Origin of the sequence: Serratia sp. HRI, from assembly GCF_010119335.3 — a bacterium.
GTDB classification, from domain to species: Bacteria; Pseudomonadota; Gammaproteobacteria; order Enterobacterales; family Enterobacteriaceae; genus Serratia; species Serratia nevei.
In genome coordinates, this window is record NZ_CP083690.1 from 4657339 (window position 1) to 4670375 (window position 13037).

Annotated in this window: 9 protein-coding genes and 1 pseudogene; 9 read left to right on the forward strand and 1 reads right to left on the reverse strand. The window is 56.2% G+C overall.

Annotation, left to right across the window (positions count from 1 at the left end; genetic code table 11):
* Positions 1-3 precede the first annotated feature (3 nt).
* Entirely contained in the window at positions 4-579 is a 576-nt protein-coding gene (locus GF111_RS22275; protein ID WP_038872267.1) for a LuxR family transcriptional regulator, read from the forward strand.
* Between the two features lie 106 nt (positions 580-685).
* Positions 686-1387 carry a hypothetical protein gene (locus tag GF111_RS22280; protein ID WP_224217759.1) on the forward strand — a complete coding sequence of 234 codons (702 nt, stop codon included), beginning with the start codon at positions 686-688 and terminating at the stop codon, positions 1385-1387.
* Here GF111_RS22280 and GF111_RS22285 read toward each other — a convergent pair.
* Positions 1269-1772, reverse strand: a pseudogene (locus tag GF111_RS22285) (IS5-like element IS903 family transposase); the annotation flags it as partial. The gene GF111_RS22280 and the pseudogene GF111_RS22285 overlap by 119 nt on opposite strands.
* A 316-nt stretch (positions 1773-2088) precedes the next feature.
* On the opposite strand from GF111_RS22285, the gene GF111_RS22290 reads away from it, so the two are divergent.
* From GF111_RS22290 to GF111_RS22320, 7 genes are all read left to right on the forward strand, one after another.
* Entirely contained in the window at positions 2089-7875 is a 5787-nt protein-coding gene (locus GF111_RS22290) for a non-ribosomal peptide synthetase (RefSeq protein ID WP_147191425.1), read from the forward strand.
* Position 7876: 1 nt separating this feature from the next.
* The gene (locus tag GF111_RS22295) at positions 7877-8704 is read left to right on the forward strand and encodes a Cof-type HAD-IIB family hydrolase (protein WP_038872258.1); all 828 of its coding nucleotides are present in this window, start codon (positions 7877-7879) and stop codon (positions 8702-8704) included.
* Positions 8705-8810: 106 nt separating this feature from the next.
* Complete coding sequence (locus tag GF111_RS22300) at positions 8811-9044, forward strand: hypothetical protein (protein WP_038872255.1); 234 nt, start codon at positions 8811-8813, stop codon at positions 9042-9044.
* 78 nt (positions 9045-9122) lie between these two features.
* A complete protein-coding gene (locus tag GF111_RS22305; protein ID WP_038872252.1) occupies positions 9123-9521 on the forward strand; it encodes a hypothetical protein in 399 nt (132 codons plus the stop codon).
* Positions 9522-9592: 71 nt separating this feature from the next.
* The gene (locus GF111_RS22310; RefSeq protein WP_038872249.1) at positions 9593-11071 is read left to right on the forward strand and encodes a PhoPQ-activated protein PqaA family protein; all 1479 of its coding nucleotides are present in this window, start codon (positions 9593-9595) and stop codon (positions 11069-11071) included.
* A 641-nt stretch (positions 11072-11712) separates the two neighbouring features.
* Complete coding sequence (locus GF111_RS22315) at positions 11713-12252, forward strand: fimbrial protein (protein ID WP_038872246.1); 540 nt, start codon at positions 11713-11715, stop codon at positions 12250-12252.
* Between the two features lie 56 nt (positions 12253-12308).
* Positions 12309-12992, forward strand: a complete 684-nt coding sequence (locus tag GF111_RS22320; protein WP_038872243.1) for a molecular chaperone — start codon at positions 12309-12311, stop codon at positions 12990-12992.
* Positions 12993-13037: the final 45 nt, after the last annotated feature.

The following is a 13037-nucleotide window of genomic DNA, read 5'->3' on the forward strand; positions in this document are numbered from 1 at the left end:
TTTATGGAGCGCGTCAATATTGCTATCGTCGATCAAAATCAATTTTTCAAGCTTGGGTTGGGGCTCGCCTTGCAAGAGGGTTTTCTCCAGAATGGTGTCAAGGCCAAGATCACGGGAGAGGAACGGGCCAACATTATATTTCGGGCACCGGATAAGCGGGTGTCCATCAATTTTTGCCATACCCAGCTTTTGCAGGGCAATTTTTCTTCTATTCCGCTCTATTTTTCAATACTTGAGCATAAAACGATTTTTCCAAAAATCCATTGCAATCTAGAGGCCGGAAGCATTACGCGCAAAGACGGCGTGGCGGCGATCGTGGATAAGGTCATGTCTTGCTATCGCAAGAAAAACAGTTTGGTTTCAAGCTATTGCCCGCGTTGCCGCACCCAGTTGACCTTTAGCGAAGGGAAGGTGTGCCGTCTGATTCATCTGGGATACTCGCAAAATCAAACTGCGATGTTGCTCGGCATCAGCCCGAAAACGGTCAGCATTCATAAACGCTCTGCGATGAGAAAACTGAATATCGATAACAATATTGAATTCTTGCGCTGGTTAAAAATGCACAGCGACTCTTGTTAATGGAGAGGGGGGAAGTGACGATCTGATTCGGTATTTTTACCGGTGCGGGCGGCGATCGTTCATGGTTGCCGCCTGGCATGGAATCGGTTTTATAGGGAGATAAAACATGGCTGGTTTTGTAAGGGAAACGGTTTCCAAAAATCATTTCAAATTATTGCAGGACCTTTATGGCAGAGATCTGGGCGGGGAGCGTTTCCTGCACTGGAAGCATCTGCTCGATCCGCATTGTGATGCGCCAAGGGAGAAGACGGGCATATTCTACAAGGATCGGGAGCGTTATCTCGGGATGTTCGTTTCCAGCTTTTATCCCTTTAAGATCAACGGTGTTAATGTCAATGTCAATATGCTTGGCGATCTTGGCATCCATCGTCAGGTAAAATCCTCCACCGTATTGAAAGACTTTTTCCTGCAGGCCAGACGGTCGGATGTGGCGGCGGATATCTGCTTTTCCGATGACAGGAAGATCCGGGTTTACGAAAAAATATTTAGAAAGTATTTAACAACCAATACCCAAATCTATCCTTATGTCGAATTAACCTTAAAGCCTGACAAGTTTATGGCATTTCGTTTTGCTGAAAGTGGGCTCGCACAGCAGGCAAGATTCATCAATAATTTAGGGCGGGAAAAAGATCGCCGCGCCTTTGAGTATATTGAAAAACACCCCCTGTACCATAAAATTCATTATATCACGTCAGTGAACCCCCGAACAGCTGTTTTACCCGGTACATCGCCGTTTCCGCTATCGAGCGACGGTTGTAATCTGTTGTCCATTTCCACCGCGCATTACTCCCGGTCATTCGCTGATTAGCCACTGCACGGTTACGGTCTGCATATTCACCGGGCCAGTAACCCGCACCTTTTCGGGGAGGGATAAGCGCGCTGATTTTCTTACGCCGCAGTTCATCGTGACAGAGCCGGGTGTCGTAAGCGCCGTCTGCCGATGCTGCCCTGATTTTTCTGTGAGTCTGCCGGATAAGACCCGGGAAGGCTTCTGAGTCCGTCACATTGTTCAGCGACAGGTCTGCACAGATGATTTCATGTGTGTTGCTGTCAACTGCCAGATGCAGCTTACGCCAGATACGGCGGCGTTCCTGGCCATGCTTTTTGACTTTCCACTCGCCTTCACCGAAGACCTTCAGCCCGGTGGAATCAATCACCAGATGCGCGATTTCACCCCGGGTGAACGTTTCAAAGGCAGCCACTACGCCGTGATTGGCTGTTCTCATGAATGTGCTGAACTCTTGGATATTTCCAACCCTTCCAGGGAGTGTTTTTCTTGGGCCATCGGTGTGTGTCGGCATCTGCATAGCCGTTGCAAGGTAATGATCCCTCTCGCTTTTTATAAGTCGGTTTGCGCTCAGGCGGCGGAGGTCATTTCAGAAAAACGCATCAACATGCTTATCGGCTATTACTCACAAAAGATAAGCGATCTGATGCCGAAAGAGGTTTGGGTATGCCGCATGGATCGCCGTTAAGCAGGGCTTGTGTATTCTAAATGGAGTGTTTGTCATGGAAGAAATTCCTGTATCACCCTACTCAAAAGTTTTTATCGATGAATATGATCGCTATCCTGAAGGCTGCAATTACAACGTATTGGTGCTGCAGCGAATTGAGGGCGCGCTGGATCCCATCCGGTTGCAAGCCGCGCTGAATGCGCTGGTGCAAGATCATGTTCTGCTGAACAGCCATATTCATGAACAGGATGGCGAGCTGTATTGGCGCCGCAATGACGCAATCCATCCGTTGCAGCATTACACGGATCGCACGCTGCTGACGCAAGTGATTCGCCGGCCCTTCGATATTTACCGCGGGCCGCTTTATCGCTGGGCGCTATTCGCCGAGGGAGAGCGGCGCTATACCTTGGCGTTGGTCGGCCATCATCTGGTGATTGACGGCGCCTCTTCCGACGAGTTTTTCACCCTGGTGAGCCAGTACTATCGCCAACAACGGCTGGCGACGCGCGTCGAGGCGGCCGAGATCGCCGCCGTTAACCGGCAACTGCAACAGGAGGTGAAGCAACTGGCCGCCGATGGGGCGCTGGCGCATTGGCGCGCCGAAGCGGAAAGTTTGGGCGCGCTCGAGGTACCGTTTGAGCGAAGCGGCGCCGGCCGTGAAGACGAAGCGGGCGAGCTGCGCTTCCACTGTCCCAAAGCGCAATGGAAAGCGCTGAAACAGGCCTCGGGGATTCGGCGAGTGAATGATTTCCTGGCGTTGCTGGTGCTGTGGGGCATCTTGATGGCGCGCAGCGGCAATCAGGAAACGGTCTACATCAGCTATCCGGTGTCGATAAAGAAGGGGCAAAAATTTGCGCTCGGCGGCCATGTGAACACCAGCGTGTTGCCCCTCTCTTTGCATGACGGCGCGAGTTTTTCCGACGTTTATCGACGGGCGCTGGCATTTATTACCGCCGCGCCGCCGCAGTCGCGCCAACGTTTTAACCAGCTGCCCACGCAAGAGGTGGTGCGGGCGTTGGGGATCCGCGCGTTGCCGATCTCCTTTGCCCAAACCAACTTGCGCGATGCGGCATTGCCGCTGGCCGATTGCGTCACCTGGCCGCTATTCGAAGCCAATCACGACATGGCCAGCGCGGCGCTCTCGCTGGAATACGAAGACCGGGCCGATATTGATGCGTTGCAGTTCCGGTTGCGCTTTCGCCAGGGCATGTTTGACGAGGAAGACATGCGCGACTGCGCGGCGCATTTTACTCGCCTGATGCAACAGGCGATGAGCGCGCCTGACGCCCCGTTAAGCCACATGGCCTTCTATCCCGCCGCCGACAGGTCACCATCGGATAATGAGAGTCTCCCGCTGCCAGGGGAGACCCTCAGCGCCCGTTTTGAAGCGATCGCGCAACGCTACCCGGAAAATATCGCGCTGGAGTATGAGGGGCTGCGCGTCAGCTACCGTGAGTTGAACGGCATGGCGAACAGCCTGGCGCGCGAGATCGTGCTTCGCTATGCGTCGGTGACCGGGGCCGAGCCCCAGGCGGACTCGCCGATCGCCTTGTACAGCGAAAAAAGCCTGGAAATGGTCGTGGCGCTGCTGGCGGTGCTGAAAACCGGCGCGGCCTATGTGCCGATCTCCTGCCATTATCCTCAGGCGCGTATTCGGCATATTCTTGAGGAAACGCGGGCGGCCTTGGTGATTGCCGGGCCCTCTATGCAGACGGCGGCGGAAGCGTTGGCGGCGATGATGCCGCATCCCCAGGCCGTGCTGACACTGGGCGATCTGAGCCGTCTGCCGCATGAACGACATAATCTGCCGGTGGTCACCGCCGCCGAACGGCTTGGCGCGATCATTTATACCTCGGGGTCGACGGGAGTGCCGAAAGGCGTGATGCTCGAGCAGCAGGCGATGTGCGGGTTGGCGACCGCGTCTGGCATCGCGATCACGCCCGAAGATGTCTTGTTGTTCCTGTCCAGCCCGGCGTTCGACGCGGCGACGTTCGAAGTGTGGGGCGCCTTGCTCAACGGCGCCAAACTGGTGGTCATCCGCGACACGGAAGATATCGCCGGCGATGTGCCGCAGCTGGAAGCGCTGCTGCGTCGGCAGCAGGTGTCGATTCTTTGGGCCACGCGCAGCTTGTTCGATCATCTCTACCTCAGCAACCCCGATCTGTTTGCCGGGCTGCGCTATCTGCTGGTGGGCGGGGAGGCGCTGACCGCCACGCTGATGCAGCGCCTGGTGCGGCAACCCCACCGTCCGCAGTGGGTCATCAATGGCTATGGCCCCACCGAATGCACCACGTTCACCACGATGTACGCTATCGCTCAGGACGAAGCGCGCAGCAGCATTCCCATCGGCAGGGCGATACCGGGGCGTGAGCTCTACGTGCTGGATCGCTGGCGGCAACCGCTGCCGCCGGGCTTGGCCGGCGAGTTGTATATCGGCGGTTCGGCGCTGGCGCGCGGTTATCTCAACCAGCCGCAGCAAACCCAGGCGAGTTTCATCGAGTTGCACGGCCGGCGCCTATACAAAACCGGCGATCGGGTGCGTTGGCTGCGCGACGGCAATCTGGAATATCTCGGCAGAAATGATTGCCAGGTGAAAATTCGCGGATTCAGGATTGAACTCAGCGAGATAGAAAATGCGATCAATGCCCTGGAGGGCGTCGAGAAAGGCGTAGTGGTGGATGTCGTCCATCGGGAGAGCAAGCGGCTTGCCGCCTATTTGCTGATGGCGCGGGGCGTGGCCTGGGATCCTGCTGAGCTGCGCTCCCGGCTTGAACGCCGTTTGCCGGATTATATGGTGCCGTCCAGCTATGTGGAGATTGACGAGATACCGCTGACGGTTAACGGCAAGTTGGATCGCTCGGCCTTGCCCGCGCCGCAATTTGCGCAAAGCGGGCGTTATGCCGCGCCGGAGAACCCGCTGGAGGCGCTGATTTGTTCCCTGTGGTCGAACATTCTTGGCGTGGAGACCGTGGGCATTGACGACGACTTTTTCCGATTGGGCGGCGATTCGATCCAAAGCATTGTGTTCACCAGTGAATTGAGCAAGTCGGGTTACCACAGCAACTCGCGTGCGGTGTTCGAAACCAGAAATGCGCGGGCTCTGGCCCAGCGCATTCTGCGGCAGCAAGACGCGGTTACCGCGCTCAACGAACAGGGCGAACTGCAGGGCGAATTCGAGCTGCTGCCGATTCAGCGCTGGTACCGTGAGCTGGCGCCGAATCGCAGCGCCTTCTTCAACCAGACTTTTTTGGTGCGGGTACCGCCGATGTCCGCCGAACAGGTCGCCGATCTGGTGGCCGCGCTGGCGGATCAGCATGACATGCTGCGCGCGCGTTTTAGCGTCGATGACGCCGGCGTCATCGTGTCGCAGCGCTACCTGTCAGCGGCCGACGGCGGCCCTTCATGGGGCTACTATGACCTGGCGCTTTGTCGCCAAAGCCGCGCCGAGCTGCTGCGTCAATGGCAATCGGGGCTTGATCCGACGACAGGGCCGATATGCCGCTTCGTTTACATCTTTGACAGCCGCGCCCCCGGCTACGCGCTGATGTTCTGCGCGTTTCATCATCTGATCGTCGATGTGGTTTCCTGGCGCGTCATCGTCAGCGATCTGCAGCAGTTGCATCAGGGGGAATCGCTGCCGGCAAAAGGCACCAGCTACCGCCAATGGGGAGAATGGTTAAGGCAATACGCGGCAACCCGGCAAGACCAATGCGCTTACTGGCTGGCGATGATCGCCGGGCAGCCCGATTACGCCACGCTCAGCGGCGTGACGCAGGCCCCTGAATTTTGCCGCTTCGAGTGCGATGTGGCGTTGACCGCGCTGCTGATGGACGGTTGCCACCAGGCCTACAACACCTCGGTGCGCGAAGTGCTGTTAGCGGCCCTGGCGCCGGTGTTGCAGGCATGGCACGGCAGTGCGGACAGTTACCTCACGCTGGAACACCATGGCCGCGATATCAATGACGATAAGATCCGGCTTGAGGGTACCGTCGGCTGGTTCACCGCCTTGATGCCCTTGCGCATCACCGCGCACGAGTGCCAAAAAACCACGCTGCGCGCCATCAAGGACAGGCTGAGAAAGATGCCTGACCACGGTATCGGTTATTCGGCGCTGAAATACGCTTCAGCGCCGGGCGATGAGGTGCCGGCTTGCCTGCGGCGCCACCGCCTGCCGGCCATTTCGTTCAATTATCTCGGCGCGTTCAACGAGCAGGCCGACGACGCGTTATGGGCCTTGATCGACCAAACGGCGGATTTGGAAAATGGCGCGATGCCGGTCAGCGGCAACGTATTGGATCTGGTGCTTTATGTTCACGACGATCGGCTAAGCATCGTCATGTCAGGTCTGCTGCCGCATGAAACGCTGTCGCGGATCGGGTCGCACTATGTCGACAGCCTGTCGGCGCTGGTCGAGCACTGCTGCCACGAAGCCGGCAACGGCGTTTGTCTCGCCAGCCCGGGCGACTTCCCCCATGCCGACGTCAGCCTCGCCGAATTGGATCGCTGGCAGCAAAAGCATCGCCTCGCCGCCGTTTTCGAAGCCACGGTAACCCAGCGAGAGTTGATGTATTTCAACCGACTCAACCGCGAGTATCAGATCGATCAGGCGGTTTATGAGATCGCGGGGCCGTTGCAGCCGGAGGTGTTGAATCAGGCATGGGCGCTGGCGCTGCAGCGGTTTGAAATGCTGCGCGCCGGATTTGACGATCAAACCCGCCGCGGCCGGCCCAACGTCTTTATCTGCGAGACGCTGCAGGCGCCGATCGCGATGGACGATTGGTCGGATACCGCGCCAGCCTCTCTGGAGGAACGGATGGAGGCGCTGCTGGCCCGGGAGAGGGAGACCGCGTTTGAGCTGGATGCGCCGCCGTTGATTCGCTGGCGCCTCATCAGGTTGCATGCGGACGAGCACTATCTGGTGCAGACCTTTAACCACATTCTGTTTGATGGATGGTCGCTGGGAGTCTTGTTCGGCCAGTGGTTCAACGATTACCTCGCCCTGTTGGCGGGCAGGGTGCCGGCGCTGGAGATTAACCGATTCGAGCCTTTTGCCGCCCATGTGCGCACGCACGGCAATGATCCTGAGGCGCGGGCCTTCTGGGCAGACTATTTGCGGGATGCGCCGGTCAATCAACGCTTGCCGCTGACTGCCGCACCGCAGCTCGTACCGCAGGGGCGCCGGATGCGTCAGCATGGCGACGAATTCTCCAGCGCGCAGATGGCGCGCCTTACCGCGTTTTGTCGGCGGCAGGGGATCACGGTCAACCAACTGACGCAGCTGGCCTGGATGCTGGCGCTGGCCGAGGCGCTGGCTTGCGATGATATCGCCATCGGCACGACCATGAGCGAGCGCCCGGCCGACATTGAGCAGGTGCAGACGCTGTTTGGCCTGTGTGTCGCAAGCCCGGTGCTGCGGCTGCGGGCGATTCGCCGCCGCCCCCTTTATGAGCTGCTGGATGACATTGCGGATTCACAAACCTTCCGGCAGAAATACGCCTTTTCCGAACTGAATCGATACGACGAGAATTGGGTGCCCACCTCGCCGTTCGGCAGCCTGTTCGTGTTCGAAAACATGCCGAAACCGGCGATGGATCCGCGGCTGCCGTTTCAGTGCCGCGTGATGGATATCGTCAGCGGCAGCAATCACCAAACGGTGCTGTGCCTGTTCCCCGAGGCGGAACGGCTCGCCATTTCACTGTTTTATGATTCCCACGAGATCGCTCGGGAAAACATCGTCGAATTGGGCCGACGTTTTCTGATTATTGCGCTCGCGATCGCCAATCTTCCGCCCGACAGCGACATCTGCGCTGAGGACGGGATTATCCAGGCTGAGGAGGCATGATATGTGGCTGGCAGTCGACGGCAAAATAAAGTACCGGGCGATCGTGAGCGATCTTGACGGCACCTTGCTCGATCCGTCCGGGAATTTATCCGATGTGACGGTGGAAACGCTCAACATTTTACAGCGTCGGGGGTTGGAAATCGTCATTGCAACGGGGCGCTGCGACGCGGATGCGCGCGGGATCGTGGATGGGCTGGGGTTCTCGCCGGTGATCGTTTCTTGCAACGGCGCGATGGTCAACATCGAAGGGCAGGCGGCGGCGGATAGAAGCTATTTTTTGCCCGCAGAGCTGCAAACCGGGCTGATCGATTTTTTATTCGCCAGCCCGTTCCACGTGACCCTGTTCACCCGAGAGGGCTGGATGATGGCCGAAGAGAACCCGCATTTTTCTGACTACGTCAAAACGTCGGGCGTGGCCTGCCGCTATGTCGAGCCTGAGGCCATGAAGCGGCAGCGGATATTGAAAGTGCTGGTGCATGGCGACGCGGCGCCGATCGAGACGCTCTTTGACCAGGTCAACCAGGCCTTCGGAAAAACGCTGTCCATCTGTAAGTCCTCCACGGAAACGATAGACATCATGGATAAGCATATTTCCAAGGCCAGAAGCGTGGCCGACTATTTGAATTCCAAACAGATAGCGATGCGCGATTGCCTCTCTTTCGGCGATGCGATGAACGATCTGGACATGCTGCGCTGGGCCGGAACGGGCGTGGTCATGGGCAATGCCATGAGCGAATTGAAACGCGCTCTGCCGTTGAATCCGGTGGCGTTGCCCAACAGCCGCAATGGCGTCGCAGACTATCTCTGTCGTGAATTCGGTCTGTTCTGACGTTTTCACCGGGCGAGGTTTATTGGCAGACAAAAGGAGGTGAACGAACAGTGAGGGTTTCATTTTCTCAAAACGGAACACGTTAGATTAATGCAAAGGAGCGAGTATGAAAGAACTGACTGAAGCAGAAGTTATGGCGGTATCCGGCGCGGGCATCGCTTCCGACGCCGGCAAAATCCTGGGTACGGGTATTGGCGCCATCGTGGATGCCGGCACCGGTCTTTTCGGTATCCATGCGGATGCGTCAAACGCCGGCGCAAAACTCGGTGAAGGCATTGGCGCCGTCATCGATGCCGGGATTAGCGCGTTCTCACAGTTGTTTGGCCGCAAATCCTCTTGAGCCTCTAATGTAAAGTGCCCGCAAGGGCACTTTTAAATCAACCGCGAGCGCGGTGCAGGGAACGGGGCGGGAGGATGAATGGCAAATAAAATCATGCTGATTATGGTTATCAATCTTTTTGTGGCGGTGGCATTGGCGGTGTTTAACGTCATCTATATCCAAAAGAAGATGGATATCCGCTACCCCAGTGACGCCACCCCCTTTCAGGTCGCGGAGAAAGCGCAGGCCAGAATCCTGTCTATGAGACAGACCGCGGTGTTTTTAAACAACAATCCCGTGGTGGCGTTTACGTTGGAAATTACTGCCAAGCGCAGGCAGTTCACCCTGACGGATCATCGCGAGGCCGTGCTCTACGTCGCCATGAGTCGTTATCAGGAGAACCGCATTTATAGCGTGCTGGTGGGGGAAAACGAGAAAGATGTGATGTTCGAAAAAGACAGCTTCGGCTACCCGATATTATTTCATCACGCCTCGTGAGGCTGTTGATGCCCGTTTGCCGCCGCGCCGGCCTGAGAGGGCGGGGCAACGCCAACTATCGTGGGGGAAAAATGTTAAAGATCTCCGCTTATATTACCTTGATTTGGCTGGCTTTGGCCGTCTGCCGGTACGCCGCGGCCAAGGAGGAAGACGCCTGTTTCGCCGATGAGCACCCAGCATTACAGACGGTGATCCCTTGCTATAACCAGCAACTGGCCACGCTGCCCCTGTCATTTTCGTTAAAAAGCGTGGAGAGCGGCCAACACACGGAAATTCGTCATTATCGGCTGATGTCGCAATCCTGGTCGCCGCAAGACGCGATCCGGCCGACGCAGTGGTGGCACGACGTGGACATTTATATTCCCAACGGGGCATTCACCGGTAAAGCGTTGCTGGTGATGAGCGAAGACTGCGCGTGCAGCGCCGCCGGCCCGGGAACGTCGGGCAATCAAAAACCGGCGTTTTCCGCCGAGGCGCTGGCGGCGCAGAGCAAAACAGTGGTGGTGGTGGTCAATCGGCTGCCTTACCCGTACCTGGAATACCAAAATGAGGGACGGCGCCGTTCAGGGGCGGAAAGCCGGGCCAGAGGATGGCGATTGTTCCTGGATGATGCCGATGAATATTTGATGATGCCGCTGCATATCCCGATGACGGCGGCGCTGTCGCAAACCATGACGCTGGCGCAGCGCGAATTGCGCCAGTGGGAGATAGACAAATTTATCGTCGCGGGCGTGTCTGAGGGGGGAACCACGGCCTTGCTGACGGCGCTTTCAGATGAGCGCATCGATGCCGTAGCCGCCATTTTCCCTGAGGGGATCGCGGCGCGGCAGGTGATGAAGCATACCTATCGCACGTATGGCGGGCGTTGGCCTTTGGCATTTCACCCTTATTACCAACTGGGCATCGATCGGCGCATAGAGACCCCGGCGTTTGACAAGCTGATGCAGATTGAAGATCCCATCGAATATCCCCCCCTGGCCGAGCGCGGGCGGCCACCGGCGCCGAAGTATTTCATCGTCGCCGGCGGCGACGAACGCTATCCGCCCGACAGCACGCGGTTTTATTTGAATAAGCTGCCGGGGGAGGTCTCGATGCGAGCCATCGCCGGCGATGAGCGCACGGTCCCCGAACGCGCTGTTCTGGCCTTGGTCAACCGTCGTCAGCGTGATATTGCGCTACCGACGATCGAGGTGCAGAGCAACGCCTCAGAGACGGCGCTGCGCACGCTCCGCTTTTCCGAGCCGCCGATCAGGGTGTTGCGCTGGACTGCGCATAACCGCACGGCCCGAGATTTTCGCTACTCGTGCGGCGTGCGTTATACCCCGGCGCCGCTGGAGGCGAACCGCGGTGAATTTCGGCTGAACGCCCCTGCACAGGGTTGGGAGGCCACCTTTATCGAAGCCGAGTTTAGCGACGGGTATATCGCGACCTCGCCGGTCTTTATCACCCCTGACGATCGCTACCCGATCGCCGCACCGGCGGGCGATGGCCTGGCGTGTGAAACCTTACCGGGTCGAGGGCTGGGGGAGGATTATCGCCATGACGATTAATCCCGCTGAAAATAAGACGGAAAAGCGTTTACTGTGAATTGAACGTCAAGATAACGCGGCTACATCGCTGAATTAACCTGCGTCAGAAGGGAACCGTTGATGATCGGCGGCGCCCTTTCTGCAGCATTATTACGCTGATTTATTGTCGGCGTTTTCTTATTTAAGAGCCCCCCCTCTCATATTCCATCTCTTCTGGACGCTTAACCTTTATTGCCCCATCCGGTTTCGCCGTCGGCGCGCCACTGTCCTTGCAAGAATCAAAAACCTCTCCAGTCATTGGCTCCCGCGCGGCGTCTTTCATTTTTGTGTCAATTCATCCTTACGCACATTCATTGAAGAGGGAATGAGTGGTTTATCTTGTGGTTGGTGTATGAAACACGCTGATAAACCTTTCCTTTTCGGCCAGATGAATGAATCAAGAAACGCCGTTTTTTTGGTTTTTTTAAAATAAAAATAAGAATGATGCCAATTCGATTCGGGGTAATTATCTTTTCTCATCTTTACATTGATTTTATGTATTGCTAAAGAGGGAAAGCCAAGCATAATTAACTGTGAAAGGGGCGGAGCTCCTATTCGCTTTATCACGGATTAGCCGTGATAGGGATATTATTAAGTTTGTCCAATCAAAAGGAGAAGTACCCATGATGGAAAAAAAAGTGATTATGTTGGCATTGGTTGCGGCGAGTTTTTCGAGTGCTTTGCCGGCCCTGGCGGCAGACGGGCAGGTTAATTTTACCGGGAATATTGTTGATGCCGCGTGCAAGGTCACAAATGACTTGAGTAATCCATTAAATGTTGTTCTGGGCGATGTGGCCCGAACGGCATTTGCGGGGGGCAAGGGATCCACTTCCTCGGCGACTAAATTTACGCTGGAAGTGACGGATTGTCCGGATACGGTAAAAAGCGCCACCGTTAAGTTCGACGGCGCGGCCGATAATGGTGACAACAACGTATTGCAGCTGACCCAGGAAACGGATGTCGCCACGGGCGTTGGCATCCAGCTGTCTGATATTTCTAATAATGTTCTTCCACTTTACACGGCCTCAACGGCCTATCCGCTGGCTTCCGGCAGCGGCGTAAAAAACAATCTTGACTTTACCGCGCGTTATATTTCCACGCTTGCAGATGTGACTGCCGGTAAAGCCAATAGCGTCGCGACCTTCACGCTGAATTACAACTGATAATATTTTCTTGCCCGCTGGTTTCCAGCGGGCCGTATTGCCTCGGAGATAATATTATGCGGTTTAATCGCTGCAGTGCCCTAATGGGATTCATTTTATTATTATTTTTTTCTACGGCGCAGGCCGGTGTGGTTGTCGGTGGAACGCGAGTAATTTTTAACGGTGAAAAAAAAGAAGCCTCAATCAGCGTCGACAACCCGGACAACGAACCTTATTTAATTCAGTCCTGGCTGGATAATCAACAGAGCGGCGTGGATAAGATAGCCTTTATCATTACGCCGCCTTTATTTCGTCTGGATGGGCATCAGGAGAATATGCTGCGTATCGTCCGCGTCGGCGATGACTTGCCGAAGGATAAAGAGAGCTTGTATTGGATGAATATAAAGTCCATTCCCTCGACGGAACACACGGGTAAGTCGAACACTTTGCAAATCGCGGTAAAAACGCGCCTCAAACTGATTTATCGCCCTGCGGCGTTGCTCAAACAGGTTCCCGAGGATGTGACTCAACGGTTGACGTGGCAGCGCGTCGGCAAGGAATTAAAACTCACCAATCCCACGCCGTATTATATGAATTTTCATTATGTTCGCATCGGCGGGCGCGAAATGAAAGAGGTGACTTATATCGCGCCGATGAGCAGTGAAATTTTTTCATTGCCGGTTTCTGGCGCGTCGTCGGTCAGTTGGAAATTAATTAACGACTACGGCGGCACCGGCAAGGAGCATCAGTCAGGTATTTAACCGCCAGGGGATGGGCGGCAGAAGGGAATAACGAATTCAATAATG